A 16,200-nucleotide genomic window follows, 5' to 3' on the forward strand; every position below is an offset into this window, starting at 1 on the left:
ACCGATCGCCAAGCCTTGTGCGGTGCACTAATTAATCTTCTGGAAAATGCAATTCAAGCATCGCCTGCAGGCAGTCAAATTTCTCTCACAACTCGTTTAGAACAGTCAAATATCGTTTTCAGTGTCCTCGATAATGGACCAGGTATTGATTTGGTACTACAAGAAAGATTGTTTGAGCCTTTTTTTACCACGCGCTCCGAAGGCACCGGTCTAGGTCTGGCCATTGTTAGAAGCGTCATACAGTCTATGGGCGGCAGTATACAGATTAACTCCTCGGCCGATACTGGTACTGAGTTTGTAATACATCTGCCAAGATACAATGGAGATTGAAGCAATGAAAATATTACCTATCCTAGTAGTAGAAGACGATCAAGACTTATTGGAAGCAATTTGCACTTCCCTGAAATTAAGCGGTTATGAGACTTCAGCTGCATCCAATGGAGATGATGCCATGCAAGTGCTGCAAGAGCGTCAGATAGGTATGGTTGTTAGTGATGTTCAAATGAAACCCATTGATGGATTTACATTGTTAACAAAAATCAAAGCATTCGATCCGGAATTGCCCGTATTGCTAATGACTGCTTACGCGGATATCGAAAAAGCAGTTGCCGCAATGCGTATCGGTGCCTGTGATTATTTACTAAAACCTTTTGATCCGGATAGCCTGTTGGCCCAAATTAAACGCTATGCATTATCTGAATCCGAACAGGACGATAAAGTGGTGGCTAAAGATCCATGCACACGATCATTATTGTCACTGGCCAAGCGAGTTGCGCAATCACCTGCGACCGTCATGTTGACGGGTGAGAGTGGCTGCGGAAAGGAAGTGATTGCACGTTTTATTCATCAACATTCATTACGCTCTGCTAAACCATTTGTAGCGATCAATTGTGCGGCTATTCCAGAGAATCTTCTGGAGGCTACGCTATTTGGATACGAAAAAGGTTCGTTTACAGGTGCGGCACAGGCTCAACCCGGAAAATTTGAGCAAGCACAAGGCGGCACCCTGTTGCTGGATGAGATTTCTGAAATGCCTCTGGAGTTACAAGCAAAACTATTACGTGTGTTGCAGGAAAGAGAAGTGGAGAGAGTGGGTGGGCATAAAGCAATTAAACTGGATATCCGTGTTTTGGCAACCTCGAACCGTGACATGATGGCAATGGTAAAAAATGGCCGATTCCGAGAAGATCTGTATTACCGGCTCAATGTTTTTCCTATTGAAATTCCATCATTACGAGAGCGACCCTTAGATATTGAGCCACTGGTGCAACGTATACTGGCCGCAGCGGCAATCGACTCAGAAAAACCACCTTGCAGAATAGCGCACGGCGCAATGAAGAAATTGACGCAATATTCCTGGCCGGGCAATGTTCGAGAATTGGAAAATGTAATACAGCGTGCGCTCATTCTGGCAATGGATAATAGTATTGATATTGAACATATTCATTTGCCGGAGATGGTTTCAGTGCAAGAAACAAATACAAATACTGCGGAATCGCCGGTTCAGGATATCAAGGCACTCGAACGAAAGCATATTTTAGAAACACTTGAGGCAGTTAATGGTTCCCGAAAACTAGCCGTTAAAAAGCTAGGTATTTCAGAACGAACCTTGCGTTATAAGTTGCAGCAATACCGTATGACAACGTAGTACATATTGCCTATAGATAGTTACGGGTTATTTGATATAATCGTTTGAATGTTCTGTAATTTTTGTGAGATACTTTAGAAGGTTAATGGCGAGGTGAATGATGGACAATACCGGAATTGATAACATATTGCAGCAATTGCAGGCAGCTTCAGCGCTTGCTTCCGGCGCAAAAAAACAATCGAACCTTGATGAGGTTGCAAGTGTCAATTTTAGCGAGAAACTTAAAGCGGCTGTTGATCAGGTCAATAATGCCCAGTTGAATGCTGGCAAGATGAGTGAACAGTTTGTCAGTGACCAATCTAATGTCGATTTGCATGAAGTGATGATTTCATTGCAAAAGGCCAATGTTTCCTTTCAATCGATGGTTCAAGTCAGAAATAAACTGGTGACTGCTTACCAGGAAATTATGAATATGCAAGTATAAACAAAACTTGGTTTGCAGACTGTCCAGATGTCGTCTGCGCTACTCTTCTAACGCCATTTCCAGTTCCAACCAACTCTCCTCTAATTCCATTACTTTCTTCTCGAGTTTGACGAGAGTTTCACTCAGTTGATCAATTTCATTCCGGGAACAGTTCGCATACGTAGCCGGATCTGCTAATTGGCGATTGGCCTCAGCCAATTCTTTTTGTGCAATCGTCAAGGCAACTTCAAGCTTCGATTGCTTAGACAGCAGGTTCTTTCTGTTTGGCTTGGTTGATACCTTGGTTTGATTCTTAGGCGTAGATGACCGCAATTCTTCAGCGTCCCTGGCGCGGCGAGCTTCTATCCAGCGCTTATAATCTTCCAAGTCGCCATCCAGCAATTGCGCTTGACCATCTGCCACCAGCCATAATTCATCTGCTACCGCACGCACCAGGCTACGATCATGCGAGACCAGCACCACAGCTCCGGTATAGGCTTCCAATGCCAGCGTTAGCGCGTCGCGCATATCCAAATCCAAATGGTTGGTGGGCTCATCGAGCAATAGAAAGTGAGGTTTTTGCCATGCCAACATTGCTAAGGCCAAACGGCTCTTTTCTCCACCGGAGAAAGTTGCCACCGGACGATCCTCGTGATCTCCACCCAGACCAAACCTGCCAAGAAAATTTCGTAAACTCAATTCGGTTTGTGCTGGATCAAGTTGTTTCATATGTTGCAAAGGTGTGGATTCACTATCCAGGTTTTCCAACTGATGTTGGGCAAAGTAACCAATGCCGATGTTAGGTGTCCTCTCGATAATGCCTGATGTGGGTTTGATTTCTCCCGTCATTAATTTTATCAAGGTAGATTTTCCGGCACCATTCGGTCCCAGCAATGCAATGCGCGCACCCGCTTGTAAAACAAGATTTACATGCTGGAATAGCTGATGATCACCGTAACCAAAGCCCATATCTTTGATACGTAGCAAAACATCAGGACTGCGCTCGGGCGCTTCAATCTGTAGTCCAAAGTGGCCATCTTCAATATGGAGTGGTGCCAGACGCGCCAGGCGATCCAAGGCTTTAATCCGGCTTTGCGCCTGTTTGGCTTTGGTCGCCTTAGCGCGAAAGCGCCGCACAAAGTCCTCCATATGCGCAATCTGTTTTTGTTGCTGTTGGAAGGCCTGCGCATGTTGCGCAAGATGTTCAGCACGCGCTCGCTCGAAATCATCGTAGTTACCGCTATAACTATCAATTTGCCGATTGTTGATGTGAGCAATGCGATGCACGCAAGTGTTGAGAAACTCCCGATCATGTGAAACAACGATTACGCTTCCCGGATATCGTGTCAAGTACTGCTCCAGCCAAAGAATGGCTTCAAGATCCAGATGATTCGTAGGCTCATCCAACAATAACAAATCAGCACGATGCATTAATGCTCGAGCCAGATTCAAACGCATGCGCCAGCCGCCAGAAAAATGACTGACCGGTTTCTCCAAGATAGCATTCGCGAACCCCAATCCATTCAATAGTTGCGCCGCCCGTGATCGTGCGCTATAACCACCAATCGTTTCGTAACGTTGTTGCGCCTCAAACCAGGCTGCATCATGTTCGACCTGCGCCAGAATTTTTTCCAGTTGGCACAGCTCGACATCGCCATCCAGCACAAAAGCAATCGCAGATTGATCAGAATCGATGATCTCCTGTTCCACAAAGGCGACCGTTTTCCCGGATTGGAAGCTCACTTCTCCACTATCCGGTTTGAGTACGCCTCGAATCAATCGGAACAAAGTTGATTTGCCACTGCCATTCTTACCCACCAGCCCAACACGCTGGTTAGAAAAGATTTGTAAATTGCAGTTCTCCAGCAACGGAATTCCGCCCTGCAGATACGTTAAAGATTGAATGTCTAACACAATGCCTTGATGATAAGTCGATTAACTGTATGATATTGATTTTATTGAGAGCTAATGGCGGCAGAACCCGATACAGATAAGTATTTTATAGTTTGGATTCCAATATTAATTCTATTTTAGAATCTAGATTCTGTACCTGCCCCTGCCCCTTTGTTTGTATACGTGCTCTGTCCCCAAGCAGAGCACTGGCAGTTACCAATTTTGTAAATCTTCATAGTGAATAATAGGTAATAAATTCTCTTTGAACTTATAGAGCCGATCATTTTGCACATTGGGAATACTGAGAAAATAATCTAGCATTTTCTTTCGTATATCTTCATTAGGGACAACAACCATATTTACATCTTCTCGATAAAATTTGTAATAGTGAGAATTATCATTCTGAATTTGTATTACAATACCAGATAGCTGATCTAATGAAGAAGGTACAAGGCGCCATTCGCGTTCCTTATAATAAAGATCAATTTCTTTGGTTTCATCTCTAGCTGGTCCAAGATCGCCCATTTCTTTATCAAAAGAATAGGTATAGAGCATCGAAGCAACTAGTTCTGATAATTCTTGCGTAGTTAAAATTTTGTTACTTTTTTGATCGAATAATTCAAGAGTTGAATCTGCAAGAAGTGCATCATTTAATTTTTTTATAAACCTGAATTGAGCCCAAAGGTTAGTGTAAAACACCCCACGGCTTTCATTAACATCACTTAATGTGCTTATTTCTCCTGGTATATAGTCAACAAAGTATCTCGCAGGATTTCCCCCAGCATTTTTTACGAAAGATTTTTTAAATCCAATACCAAATTTTCCATAAATGGATGTATGTTCATTGCACTCCTTGAGTGGAATATCAGTAAAACAAACGGCATGATTTAATACGCAGGAACCATCAGGAAATTTATTTGCAACCTTAGAAGCACGCAATCCATTTTCAAAAATTTGTTTGAAAATCTCAAATTGCTTATTAGGATTATCTTTATTAGAGCGGGCAAGAAAATGAATTAAATTGTCTGAGATTATAGGCATAATTTTATTTTGCTAGGATCTGTTGGTATTTGAGGAAAACACTTGCTGAATCAGTAGGTTGTGATTTGCCTCCGCAGTTGTAACCGGTTGTTTTCGAATATTTATTTTTGAAACATCAACTGACCTTAGGGTCAATTGATGTTTTGAGATAAGTATATGATAGATCACTAGTGGCCCGTTAGCTTATGGTTGATTGCATGTTAAGCCATTGATTTGGAATGAAAAATAAATGCCGAAATTTACCTGAGGCATGATAATTTTTTTTAGTAGTTCAAGTGACTTAACCCCATTAACGGGTCAGCAGTGATGCTAGATACAAACTCGTAATATCGAGGTTCCCACATTACCAATAAAACGAGTTTGTTTTGTCCCGATTTATGCTCAGTGATAAGTTTTGGCCGAAACTAATGAAGATTTTGCTACAAGAAGCTATTTATAACAAGTGCAATCTACGCATGACGGTAGAAGGTGTGCTATATCGAATGCGAGTTGGCTGCCCGTGGCGGAACTTACTCAAGGCATTTGGAAAATGGGGTGAGGTTCAGAATCACGAATATAGATTAAAAAATAGAAACATATCCGATTTCATCGATAATATGCTTAATTCGCGACCTGTTCCCAACCAAAGCTCTTTTAACCTTTTGTTAAATCCTAAGGATTCCGCCCGGACAAGATTTTGCCTGCTCCAGACGCACCAGCGTCGGTAGCAGATTGAGTCCGGTTTTTTGTTTCAATTCGAGCGCCTGTTTCTTGAACTTCTTCAGCGCGATCTCGATTTTCTCTCCGGTCGCGGCGAGCGCAATGACGTTGCCGCTGTCGCAGGAAGGGAAAGCCAGCGCGCGTTCGTCGAACGATGCTCTGATGCGTTCCAGACTGGCCTGGTGCCTGCGGCTGCGTCCCAGTAAATTCACCACAAGGATGCCATTAGTGTTCAATCGCGCGCGGCACATCTGGTAAAACGGCAGCATATCCAGTTTACCGGGACGCGCATCGGCATTGAAACCATCCACCAGAATCAGGTCGTAAGTCTTGTCGTGCTCGGCGATATACTGTGAGCCGTCTGCAATCACGATATTAAGGCGTAGTGGGTCTTCCGGTAGTTTGAAAAATTGCCTTGCGGCTGCTACCACGCGCGGTTCGATCTCAATCACGGTCAGTTTCGCCAGCGGATAGTAGCGATAAATAAATTTGGTTAGTGATGCTGCGCCAAGACCGATCAGCAGCACTTTGCGCGGAAAGCGCACATTGTCTCTCAGTAACAGGCTTGCCATCATTTCCCGGGTATAGTCAAGTTCCAAACGCCAAGGACGCGCGATGCGCATTGCACCCTGTATCCAGTCGGAGCCGAAATGCAATGTGCGCACCCCGGCTTCTTCACGGATATCAATGGAAAAACTCATGTTCTGGAATTTCTTGCCAGATCGGCTAGATTAAAAACAGTAACGCCAATCCAACCCCGCTAGCTGTTGCCAGCATGCCTGAAACGCACTGTCGCGCTAATAATGCATGGCCGAAGAAAAAAATGAGCCCAAGTTTGAAACCGATGTTGGAGATTAGTCCAAGTGAAATGGCCATGACGGTTTGTGTGGTATCCAGTTTGCCAAGCTCGTACAAGCGTAAACTGGATAGGGTGATAGCATCGACATCGGTTAAGCCGGAGATCAACGCGATTGCGTATAATCCGCCACTGCCGGCAATGTCGGAAAGCCAGGCGGAACAGAACAGGACAATGCCATAAATCAATCCAAAAGTTGCGGCTGTGCGGATTTCGGTGGGGTTCTTGATTTCCAGCATGGGCGCTTCTTGCTGCCGGTTTAGCCGGTGCCACCAATAAGCCGTGACGCCTGCTCCCAATAGAAAGCCGCTGCCAAGAACCGGTAACAACTGTGGCAATAGCGCGGGAGAAGCAATTGCACTGATAATGGCTAAACGGATCAGTACCGTCAGGTTGGCAATCAGGATGACGACAACGGCCAATTGAGTGAAATTCTGATTCTCAACGCTGCGGCGCGCGTATACCAGCGTTGTGGCGGTACTGGATACCAATCCACCGAATAAGCCCAGGATGGCTCCATGCCGCTGACCGATCAATTGCAATGCGATATACCCCGCCAGACTGACGCCCGAGATCAATACCACCATGAGCCAAATCTGATACGGATTGGTTGCTTCATAAGGCCCATAATTCTTATCCGGAAGGATCGGCAGGATGATAAATGTCAGTACGGCAAACTGCAGCACAGAAATCAAATCGCGTCGACTCAGCTTTTGGGTTATGCCGTGAAGCTCTGTTTTGAAATACAGTAATATTGTGGTGATAATGGCCAGCATGACAGCTAAATGATTGTAACCGTACCATACTGTGGCACCCAAACCATAGCAGACTAGAATCGCGGCTACCGTTGTAGTGCCTGGATCTGCGTTTTCGTCTTTAGTGCGAAAATAGGCTGCGGTGGTCATCAGACCGACAATCAGTAACCCACCCAGAAGTAGCCAGGGCGTGGCTTTTTCCGACAGCATTGCAGCCAGCGTGCCGAATAATGCAACTAACGCGAAAGTTCTTAGGCCTGCTCGCGATCCTGGACTACGCTCACGTTCTAACCCAATCAGTAAGCCAATCGCTAAACTGGTCAGAAAATGCGGCAATGCGGCTAATTCGCCATTGAGTGTGAATTCAGTGCCCATTGCCGATTACCGGGGAGTCTGCATGAAACCAGTGCTCGAGCAGGAATTGCAGAGTTGTTTTGCCGTTGTATTCATTGATCTGCAATCGATAAACGGCGTCGATGACATCAGGCAGCGGATCATTGTAAAAAAACAGAATGCCGTCATATGTATCATTTGATTTTCGTGGCGTTTGTGCTAATTGATCACTGTCTGCGAAATCCAATTTTCTTAGTTTCAGCTTCAAGTGTTTTTCACCGACAATGCGCTGGCTTTCGACATAAAACCGCGCGTTGAATGAGGGTTGCGGGAAACCTTGCCCCCACACCTGACGATCGAGATATTGTGCCAGCTCCAGGTTGATTTCAGCCAATTCCAGATCGCCATCGGTTTCGATTACCTGCGTCAAATCGGCAGGTGTCAGTAAAATTTGCGTTACTTGCTCAAAAGCATCGCGGAACTTCTCAAAATCTCCATTATTGATGGTCAATCCGGCTGCGGCGGCGTGGCCACCGAATTTCCGAATCAGCTCGGGGCATCGTTTGGCAACCAGATCCAGTGCATCTCGTAAATGAAAGCCGTTGATCGATCGACCCGAGCCTTTGATTTCACCATCTTTGCCGGGTGCGAAAATGATCACTGGCCGATGATATTTGTCTTTGATGCGCGATGCGAGTATGCCGATAACGCCTTGGTGCCAATCCTGATCGAACAGGCAGATGCTATAAGTGGTCAGGATTTCTTCGTGATGGGTTTTTAGGATGTCTTCCAGTTTGGCTAGCGCGCTTTCCTGCATGGTGGATTCAATTTCCCGGCGTTGTCGGTTCAGTTCATCCAGTTGGTTGGCAATTTCTAATGCATAGGTTTCGTCATCAGTAATCAAGCATTCAATGCCTAGTGACATATCATCCAATCGTCCGGCTGCATTGAGTCGCGGACCCAGCATAAAGCCCAGTTCATAGGTCGATATTTGCTGACAATCGCGCCGTGATACTTGCAATAGTGCGTTGATGCCTGCACAAGCGCGTCCTTTTCGAATTCGCTGCAAGCCTTGTTGTACTAGGATACGATTATTATTGTCCAGTTTGACGACATCGGCGACGGTACCTAATGCAACCAGATCCAAGAAACTGGCAAGATTTGGTTCCTGGTTTGTTGCGAAAGCGCCGCGCTGACGCAATTCTGCGCGCAGTGCCAGCATTAAATAGAAAATGACGCCTACACCGGCAATACTTTTGCTTGGAAAAGGACAGTCTGGCTGATTGGGGTTGATGATCGCCAAGGCCGCAGGCAACTCATCGCCGGGCAAGTGATGATCGGTGATTATCACTTGCATGCCCAGACGGTTAGCTGTGGACACGCCTTCTACGCTGGCGATCCCATTGTCGACGGTAATCAACAAGTCAGGTTGTTTGGTTTCGTGTGCCAGATGCACGATTTCCGGCGTCAGGCCATATCCGAATTCAAACCGATTGGGTACCAGATAGTCAATGGTAGCACCAAGCTTGCGTAAAATGCGGATACCCACTGCGCATGCCGTAGCGCCGTCGGAGTCATAATCGGCCACAATCAACAGCCGCTTCTTAGCGGCAATGGCGTCGGCAAGCATGGCCGCGGTTAGCGCGATATTTTTGAGTTGTCCGAATGGGATCAGGCGTGTGAGTTCGGTTTCAAGTTGGCTTGAGTTTTCAATACCGCGTGCTGCAAAAATGCGTGCGAGTACCGGATGCAATCCGCAGCCATTAAGTGTCTGGAAAGACTGCAAATCATACGGGCGGGTGGTGATTCTAGTCATGTATCGGGGAAATATAAATGCGCCAGGTTGTATGAACGCACTTATTCAGCTGGTGTTTTTGCTTCTGCTGCAAGTTTTTCCACTTTAAGCACATGTAAGCGACGGCTATCAACCCGCTGCACGGTGAATTTAAAGGGACCGATCTCGACTGATTCGCTGCGGTCGGGTAAACGGCCAAATTTGTTGAGTACCAACCCGCCTATGGTGTCGCAATCCTCGTTGCTGAAGTTTGCGCCGAGCACTTCATTGAAGTTGTCAATCTCAGTGGTTGCCTTGACGCGGTATAGTCCATCCGATTCCATGACAATGTTATCTTCATCTTCATCAAAGTCGTATTCATCTTCAATTTCTCCTACAATTTGTTCGAGTACATCTTCGATCGTCACTAAGCCAGCCATTCCTCCATATTCATTAACGACGATGGCCATATGGTTGCGGTTGCTGCGAAAATCTTTGAGCAGTATATTGAGTCGCTTGGATTCGGGGATGAATACAGCTGGGCGCAGCATGTCGCGGATATTAAATTCTTCCGGGGCGGCGTAATAACGCAGCAAATCTTTGGCCAGCAGAATACCGATAATTTCATCTTCGCTGCCTTCTATGACCGGAAAACGGGAATGCGCCGCCTCAATGACAAAGGGAATGAATTGTTCCGGTTTTTTGCTGATGTCGACAACGTCCATTTGCGAGCGCGGCACCATGATATCGCGTGCTTGCATTTCGGAAACTTGCATAACGCCTTCAATCATGCTGAGCGCATCGGAATCGAGTAAATTACGTTCAAAGGCGGAGTGCAACAGGGTGATTAGTTGTTCGCGATCTTCCGGTTTACGGATGAGCATTGCGCCTAACCGTTCTAACCAGCCGCTTTTAGGTGGAGGTTCGTCCATGATGTATTTGAAATCCAGTGGATGTGAGAAAAAAATAGAGCAGAAACATTACATGACTATTGCGCGAAATTTGCATTGTCATGTTCTAGATAAGGATTTGCAAAGCCGAGTTTGGCTAGTATTTGTATTTCCAATTGTTCCATCGTTACTGCATCAGTATCTTCAATATGATCATAGCCTTGCAAATGTAATATGCCATGAATGGTCAAATGAGCGTAATGCGCCATTAGGTTTTTGTGTTGTTGTCGCGCCTCTTTGCTAACCACGGGCGCGCACAGTATGATATCGCCAGTCAAAGGTTCTGTGTCGTTATATACAAAGGTTAGCACGTTAGTGGCGTAATTTTTACTACGAAATTGCTGATTAAGTTCTTGCCCTTCTTTTTCATCAACGAGTCGTAAAACAACCTCAGCTTCTTGCATCAACGCAATTTTAGCCCAACGGCGAAACTGCGGTCGAGTGGGTACTGTTGCGCACTCTGTCGCATATTGCACCATCAGCTTGAATGATCTTGTTTTCTGCACAAGATGATCAGGATTGCCGAGTTTGTTTGTCGTGCTTTTCATAGGCGGTAACAATGCGTTGAACTAGTGGGTGTCTTACCACATCTTCAGATAGAAAGCGGGTGAAGGCGATGCCGCGTATATCTTGCAGAATTTTCTGAGCTTCTATTAAACCGCTTTTCTGATGTTTGGGTAGATCAATTTGTGTAATATCGCCGGTAATAACCGCTTTTGAGCCAAATCCCATGCGTGTCAGAAACATTTTCATCTGCTCTGGCGTAGTGTTTTGCGCCTCATCCAGAATAATGAATGACTGATTCAGCGTACGTCCGCGCATAAAAGCCAGTGGTGCGATTTCGATGGTATTGCGTTCAAATTGCTTGCTTGTCTTATCAAAGCCCATCAAATCATATAGTGCATCATACAATGGACGTAAATAGGGATCGACTTTCTGAGTCATATCACCGGGTAAGAAACCCAAACGCTCGCCAGCCTCAACTGCGGGGCGAACCAGAATCAAGCGGGATACCAAGCCACGTTCAAGCGCATCGACTGCACTGGCTACCGCCAGATAGGTTTTTCCGGTACCGGCGGGACCGATAGCAAAGGTGATGTCATGTTCCTGAATTTGCTGCAGATACTGAACTTGGTGCGGTGTGCGGCCATATAAGTTGCTGCGGCGTGTTAGTAGTCCGGATGTTGCTGGTTGTGTGATATCAATGTTAGCGGTGACGGTGCTATTGTTCTCCGCTTTGTGATGTGGATTTATCGCTTCGATCAAACCAAGCTGAATATGTTCCAGACTTAAATGGTGCTGTGATTGGTTATAAAAATGACGCAATACTTTTGCTGCAAGTTTTGTTTGATCGGATTTTCCCGATAAGCTGAAGTGTTCGCCGCGTCGGGAAATGGTCACATCCAATGCAGTTTCAACTTGTTTTAGATTCTCATCCAGCGCGCCGCACAAATTGGCAAGGCGTTGGTTATCGGTGGGCGTGAAAGAAATTTCTAGGGGAGTTGGTTTCAATGTCAGAAAATGCTATTTCAATGGGATAATTTTCGCAGTGCACGAGATACTTTGCAAGCAAAACTCATGCTATAAGTGCATTTTTATTCATGAATAATGTCTCCGCGCAGCGAATGAGCACGGGCTTCATTGATCCGTACGTTGACAAACTGACCAATCAACTCAGAATCGCCGGCTAAATTGACGACACGGTTGTTATCCGTGCGTCCGCTCAGTTCATCGAAGTTCTTTTTAGAGACGCCTTCCAGTAATACCCGCTGAATTGAACCGATCATTTGCTGACTGATTTTTCGGGATTGCAGACTCAACTGTGCTTGTAATCGGTGTAGTCGTTCCAGTTTTCCTTCCTGCGACATGTCATCGGGCAAGTCGGATGCTGGCGTTCCGGGGCGCGGGCTGTATATGAAACTGTATGATTCGTCAAAATTCATGTCTTCAACCAGTTTTAGCGTGGCCTGGAAATCTGCCTCGGTTTCTCCGGGGAAGCCAACGATGAAATCTGATGATAATGAAATATCCGGGCGTATAGTGCGCAGTTTCCGAATAATAGATTTGTATTCCAATACGCTATATCCTCGCTTCATTGCGGCCAGTATCCGGTCAGATCCCGATTGCACCGGTAGGTGCAAGTGATTGACTAATTTGGGTAACTGATTGTAAGCCTGAATTAAGCGTGCAGTAAACTCTTTAGGATGAGAAGTGGTGTAGCGGATGCGCTCAATTCCTGGAATTTCATGAAGATATTCGAGCAGTAAAGCAAAATCAGCAATTGCACCATCACTCATCATGCCCAAATAAGCATTGACATTCTGTCCCAACAAAGTGATTTCTTTAATGCCTTGATCGGCAAGGATGGCTATTTCTGTCAGCACGTCCTCCAGAGGACGGGAAACTTCTTCACCGCGCGTATAAGGAACCACGCAGAAACTGCAGTATTTGCTGCAACCTTCCATAATTGAGACAAATGCTGTGACACCTTCAGTGCGAGCAGGCGGCAGATGGTCGAATTTTTCAATCTCGGGAAAAGAAATATCAACTTGCGAGCGCCCGGTTGCTTTGCGTGTTTCTATGAGCCGCGGCAATCGGTGCAAGGTCTGTGGGCCAAATACTACATCTACAAATGGCGCGCGACTGACAATCGCTTTGCCTTCCTGACTGGCAACGCAGCCACCCACGCCGATCAACAAATTAGGATTGCGTTCTTTTAAGTATCGAACCCGCCCTAAATCATGGAATACTTTTTCTTGTGCTTTTTCGCGCACCGAGCAGGTATTGAACAAGATCATATCTGCTTCGGCCGGATCATTGGTGAGTTCCATGCCATAGGCGGCATGTAGCACATCAGCCATTTTCTCCGAGTCATACTCGTTCATTTGGCATCCAAAAGTTTTGATATAAAGTTTGTTACTCACGGATTAGCTCTTGGAATTTAAGAAAGTTGCAGTGTTATTGATGTATTCGCTGTCCTTGACTTTCCGCTTCCTTGACTTCATCCGGAGTTAGAATCCAGACACGATGCAGATTTCCCATGAAATCCAACTGATAGCGGATAAGGCCAACATAGTTCGCGGCATTGGGTAAAATGATCAGATTGTCTATCCCACGAATTTGCCCGCCTGGCCCCATTTGCATTTGCTGATTATTGATGACGAACACTGGAAAAGAAACAGCCGTCAAATTCCCCAGTTGACTCTCAATAGGAAAAGTTCTGGTTTGCTGACTAAATATTGATTGTGCCATTGCCATCAACACAATCAACAGTAACAAGGATGTTCTCCAGGTTCGATTCATATGGAACTGGACAAGAGCAAATTAATCGTAAGCATCACGGAATCAGCTGAATTAAACCTATATTATTAGAAGCTCATGATACGCTAATTTTTGGCAAAACGACATAATCGATTAATGCGTATTAACAGGCAAGGATGATGATTGAAAATCAGGACGCACGATCAAGGATTGTATGTGTAGTTGATGTGACACTTTAGCGGGAACCAGATTGTCCGGTATTGCAATTTCAGTCTGGGTGTCTAGCTTTTTATTACATTTTTGCTCAAATGAATTGCAGATGGCAGGGCTGCGGCTTAGTATGATTGTTCGATGTGTTTCAACCAAGGAAAATACATGAGAGATGTAGTGGTTTTAAGTGGAGTGCGCACAGCCATAGGTGATTATGGTGGGGCATTGCAACAGATTGCCCCATCTGATTTGGCGGCAAAGGTTGTGCGCGAGGCGGTATCGCGTGCAAAAGTTGACCCTAATGATATTGGGCATCTGGTTTTTGGTAATGTGATTCACGGAGAATCCCGCGATATGTATCTAGCACGTGTTGCCTGCATCAATGGCGGCTTGCCGCAACATACCTCAGCGCTGACAGTTAATCGTTTGTGTGGGAGTGGCTTGCAGGCTATTATTTCTGCCAGTCAAAGTATTATGCTTAATGATACTGACGTGGCAGTCGCGGGTGGTGCAGAGTCTATGAGTCGGGGAGGTTATTTGTTGCCGACATTGCGTTGGGGGCAGCGTATGAATGATGGAAGCACCGTAGACATGATGGTCGGTGCGCTTACCGATCCGTTTGATCAGGTGCATATGGGAGTTACAGCTGAAAATATTGCAGAGAAATGGCGAATTAATAGAGAAGAGCAGGATGTACTGGCGGTGGAAAGTCATCGTCGTGCTTTGCAAGCAATTAATAATGGATATTTCAAAGAGCAAATATTGCCTGTTGAAATAACTGTAGGTAAAAAAACAATTATTTTTGATATCGATGAACGTCCTCGTGAAGATACGAGCTTGGAGAGCTTGGCTAGGCTGCGACCTATATTTAGAAAAGAGGGGACAGTAACTGCAGGAAATGCTTCTGGTATAAACGATAGTGCTGCTGCAGTAGTATTGATGGAGAACAGTGCGGCACGGAAAAGAGGCTTGAGGCCGATGGCGCGGCTGGTTGCCTATGGTCATGCCGGTGTTGATCCAAAATTTATGGGCATCGGACCGGTTCCCGCTGTGCAAATCGCATTGCAGCGTGCAAATATCAAGTTGGCTGAACTGGATGTAATCGAGTCCAATGAAGCATTTGCCGTACAAGCTTGTGCAGTCGCAAAAGAATTGCAGTTTGATCCAGAAAAAACCAATCCGAATGGAGGGGCAGTGGCGCTGGGTCATCCGATAGGCGCGACGGGTTGTATTTTAACTATCAAAGCCTTGTATGAGTTGCGGCGTACCGATGGGCGTTATGCATTGGTGACCATGTGTATTGGTGGCGGACAGGGAATTGCGGCAATCTTTGAGAAACTTGAATAGGCTTGGGGCTCAGTCGGGTAAAAGAAGTTAGAAAAGGTATAACAGGCAAAAGTAAATGCCAGTTTTCGTTGACTGACGGGAGCAATTAAGCTATAGTTGCGCCTTTTTTAAGTGCAGGTATGCTGTCTGTTCCAAGGGCAGGTGGAAAATGTCTTGGATAAAGAATAAGCCACTTAAAATTGTTCTGCTTGTGCAATTGTCAATCACATTTGCGTTGGTAATAGTATTTTTGTTTATGCTTGACATGCATGGTGCAATTTCGGCAATGCTGGGCGGAGCAGTAAACGTAATTTCCTCAATGGCATTTGCGATGATGGTGTCTCGTCATAAGGGATATTCGGCGGGTGACGCGATTAGAACTGTGCTAAGAGCTGAAGCGGTAAAAATAATATTGACCGTTGGTTTGTTATGGATGGTGTTTAAATTTTATGCGAATGTTAATGCGCTCGTATTTATTGGAACGTTTATCCTAATGGTTTTAGTTTATAGCATGGCGTTATTAATAACAGACGATACTAAACAGATAAGATAAATTTATAAGTGACAGGCAGCACATGGCATCCGATACAGAACTAACACCCACATCATACATCGAGCATCATCTTACCTATTTAACAACACAAGTCCGTGAAGGTTCATCATTTTGGGTTCTTCATATTGACACCCTGGTGACGTCCATTATCCTGGGTGTTATAAGCTTAGGGTTTATATGGTTGGTGGTTCGTAAGGCAACTTCCGGTGTGCCGTCCAAGACTCAGGCTTTCGTTGAGCTTGCTGTTGAGTTCATTGATAATGAAGTCAAGAATACGTTTCACGGTAACCGCCATGTGTTTGTTGCGCCTGCAGCATTGACAATTTTTGTGTGGGTCTTGATGATGAATGCCATGGATATTTTGCCAATAGATATTATGGCATGGATTATGGAGCATGCATTTGGTTTGCACAATTGGAAGATAGTGCCAACAACAGATATCAATACAACTTTTGCGTTGGCTTTATCAATCTGGTTGCTCATGCTTTTCTTTAATGT

Annotated in this window: 17 protein-coding genes; 7 read left to right on the forward strand and 10 right to left on the reverse strand. The window is 45.3% G+C overall.

The annotated features are described in order from the left end of the window. From Q0C11_RS12050 to fliE, 3 genes are all read left to right on the forward strand, one after another. The coding region (locus Q0C11_RS12050; RefSeq protein WP_293008304.1) for an ATP-binding protein at positions 1-330 on the forward strand (330 nt) is incomplete at its 5' end. Positions 331-334: 4 nt separating this feature from the next. Beyond that, positions 335-1,648 carry a sigma-54 dependent transcriptional regulator gene (locus Q0C11_RS12055; RefSeq protein ID WP_293008306.1) on the forward strand — a complete coding sequence of 438 codons (1,314 nt, stop codon included), beginning with the start codon at positions 335-337 and terminating at the stop codon, positions 1,646-1,648. Positions 1,649-1,748: 100 nt separating this feature from the next. Further along, positions 1,749-2,072 (forward strand): flagellar hook-basal body complex protein FliE, encoded by a 324-nt coding sequence (gene fliE, locus Q0C11_RS12060; protein ID WP_293008336.1) that lies wholly within the window; start codon positions 1,749-1,751, stop codon positions 2,070-2,072. A gap of 39 nt (positions 2,073-2,111) precedes the next feature. On the opposite strand, the gene Q0C11_RS12065 is transcribed toward fliE, so the two are convergent. Both Q0C11_RS12065 and Q0C11_RS12070 read right to left on the reverse strand, forming a co-directional pair. Continuing rightward, positions 2,112-3,965 (reverse strand): ABC-F family ATP-binding cassette domain-containing protein, encoded by a 1,854-nt coding sequence (locus Q0C11_RS12065; RefSeq protein WP_293008308.1) that lies wholly within the window; start codon positions 3,963-3,965, stop codon positions 2,112-2,114. A gap of 192 nt (positions 3,966-4,157) precedes the next feature. Further along, positions 4,158-4,985 (reverse strand): abortive infection system antitoxin AbiGi family protein, encoded by an 828-nt coding sequence (locus Q0C11_RS12070; RefSeq protein WP_293008310.1) that lies wholly within the window; start codon positions 4,983-4,985, stop codon positions 4,158-4,160. Positions 4,986-5,350: 365 nt separating this feature from the next. Between Q0C11_RS12070 and Q0C11_RS12075 the strand changes: the two genes are divergently transcribed. Beyond that, a complete protein-coding gene (locus tag Q0C11_RS12075) occupies positions 5,351-5,692 on the forward strand; it encodes a transposase (protein WP_293008312.1) in 342 nt (113 codons plus the stop codon). On the opposite strand, the gene Q0C11_RS12080 is transcribed toward Q0C11_RS12075, so the two are convergent. The 8 genes from Q0C11_RS12080 to Q0C11_RS12115 form a co-directional block, all read right to left on the reverse strand. Continuing rightward, the gene (locus Q0C11_RS12080) at positions 5,630-6,385 is read right to left on the reverse strand and encodes a fused MFS/spermidine synthase (protein WP_293008314.1); all 756 of its coding nucleotides are present in this window, start codon (positions 6,383-6,385) and stop codon (positions 5,630-5,632) included. The two genes, Q0C11_RS12075 and Q0C11_RS12080, sit on opposite strands and share 63 nt — an antisense overlap. A 25-nt stretch (positions 6,386-6,410) precedes the next feature. Continuing rightward, positions 6,411-7,670, reverse strand: coding sequence for an MgtC/SapB family protein (locus Q0C11_RS12085; protein WP_293008316.1), 1,260 nt, complete (start codon positions 7,668-7,670; stop codon positions 6,411-6,413). Continuing rightward, positions 7,660-9,444: a single-stranded-DNA-specific exonuclease RecJ gene (gene recJ, locus Q0C11_RS12090; protein WP_293008318.1), complete on the reverse strand. Its 1,785-nt coding sequence runs from the start codon at positions 9,442-9,444 to the stop codon at positions 7,660-7,662. The genes Q0C11_RS12085 and recJ overlap by 11 nt, the downstream gene beginning before the upstream one ends. 41 nt (positions 9,445-9,485) lie before the next feature. After that, positions 9,486-10,334 carry an HlyC/CorC family transporter gene (locus Q0C11_RS12095; RefSeq protein WP_293008320.1) on the reverse strand — a complete coding sequence of 283 codons (849 nt, stop codon included), beginning with the start codon at positions 10,332-10,334 and terminating at the stop codon, positions 9,486-9,488. 56 nt (positions 10,335-10,390) lie between these two features. Beyond that, the gene (gene ybeY, locus Q0C11_RS12100) at positions 10,391-10,900 is read right to left on the reverse strand and encodes an rRNA maturation RNase YbeY (protein ID WP_293008322.1); all 510 of its coding nucleotides are present in this window, start codon (positions 10,898-10,900) and stop codon (positions 10,391-10,393) included. Then, positions 10,866-11,864, reverse strand: coding sequence for a PhoH family protein (locus tag Q0C11_RS12105; protein WP_293008324.1), 999 nt, complete (start codon positions 11,862-11,864; stop codon positions 10,866-10,868). The genes ybeY and Q0C11_RS12105 overlap by 35 nt, the downstream gene beginning before the upstream one ends. An 83-nt stretch (positions 11,865-11,947) precedes the next feature. Then, positions 11,948-13,276 (reverse strand): tRNA (N6-isopentenyl adenosine(37)-C2)-methylthiotransferase MiaB, encoded by a 1,329-nt coding sequence (miaB, locus tag Q0C11_RS12110; protein ID WP_293008326.1) that lies wholly within the window; start codon positions 13,274-13,276, stop codon positions 11,948-11,950. 34 nt (positions 13,277-13,310) lie between these two features. Beyond that, positions 13,311-13,655, reverse strand: a complete 345-nt coding sequence (locus Q0C11_RS12115; RefSeq protein WP_293008328.1) for a hypothetical protein — start codon at positions 13,653-13,655, stop codon at positions 13,311-13,313. A gap of 333 nt (positions 13,656-13,988) precedes the next feature. Here Q0C11_RS12115 and Q0C11_RS12120 point away from each other — a divergent pair, with 333 nt between their 5' ends. The 3 genes from Q0C11_RS12120 to Q0C11_RS12130 form a co-directional block, all read left to right on the forward strand. Beyond that, positions 13,989-15,170 (forward strand): acetyl-CoA C-acyltransferase family protein, encoded by a 1,182-nt coding sequence (locus Q0C11_RS12120; RefSeq protein WP_293008330.1) that lies wholly within the window; start codon positions 13,989-13,991, stop codon positions 15,168-15,170. Positions 15,171-15,318: 148 nt separating this feature from the next. Further along, positions 15,319-15,702, forward strand: coding sequence for an ATP synthase subunit I (locus Q0C11_RS12125; RefSeq protein WP_293008332.1), 384 nt, complete (start codon positions 15,319-15,321; stop codon positions 15,700-15,702). Positions 15,703-15,724: 22 nt separating this feature from the next. Then, the coding region (locus Q0C11_RS12130; protein ID WP_293008334.1) for a FoF1 ATP synthase subunit a at positions 15,725-16,200 on the forward strand (476 nt) is incomplete at its 3' end.

The organism is Nitrosomonas sp. (assembly GCF_022842015.1).
Classification (GTDB): Bacteria; Pseudomonadota; Gammaproteobacteria; order Burkholderiales; family Nitrosomonadaceae; genus Nitrosomonas.

Excerpts from the sequence above, each read along its gene's own strand:
- Q0C11_RS12055 (WP_293008306.1), top strand. The coding sequence starts at position 335 with ATGAAAATATTACCTATCCTAGTAGTAGAAGACGATCAAGACTTATTG.
- fliE (WP_293008336.1), top strand. The coding sequence starts at position 1,749 with ATGGACAATACCGGAATTGATAACATATTGCAGCAATTGCAGGCAGCT.
- Q0C11_RS12070 (WP_293008310.1), bottom strand. The coding sequence starts at position 4,985 with ATGCCTATAATCTCAGACAATTTAATTCATTTTCTTGCCCGCTCTAAT.
- Q0C11_RS12080 (WP_293008314.1), bottom strand. The coding sequence starts at position 6,385 with ATGAGTTTTTCCATTGATATCCGTGAAGAAGCCGGGGTGCGCACATTG.
- Q0C11_RS12085 (WP_293008316.1), bottom strand. The coding sequence starts at position 7,670 with ATGGGCACTGAATTCACACTCAATGGCGAATTAGCCGCATTGCCGCAT.
- recJ (WP_293008318.1), bottom strand. The coding sequence starts at position 9,444 with ATGACTAGAATCACCACCCGCCCGTATGATTTGCAGTCTTTCCAGACA.
- Q0C11_RS12095 (WP_293008320.1), bottom strand. The coding sequence starts at position 10,334 with ATGGACGAACCTCCACCTAAAAGCGGCTGGTTAGAACGGTTAGGCGCA.
- ybeY (WP_293008322.1), bottom strand. The coding sequence starts at position 10,900 with ATGAAAAGCACGACAAACAAACTCGGCAATCCTGATCATCTTGTGCAG.
- Q0C11_RS12115 (WP_293008328.1), bottom strand. The coding sequence starts at position 13,655 with ATGAATCGAACCTGGAGAACATCCTTGTTACTGTTGATTGTGTTGATG.
- Q0C11_RS12120 (WP_293008330.1), top strand. The coding sequence starts at position 13,989 with ATGAGAGATGTAGTGGTTTTAAGTGGAGTGCGCACAGCCATAGGTGAT.
- Q0C11_RS12125 (WP_293008332.1), top strand. The coding sequence starts at position 15,319 with ATGTCTTGGATAAAGAATAAGCCACTTAAAATTGTTCTGCTTGTGCAA.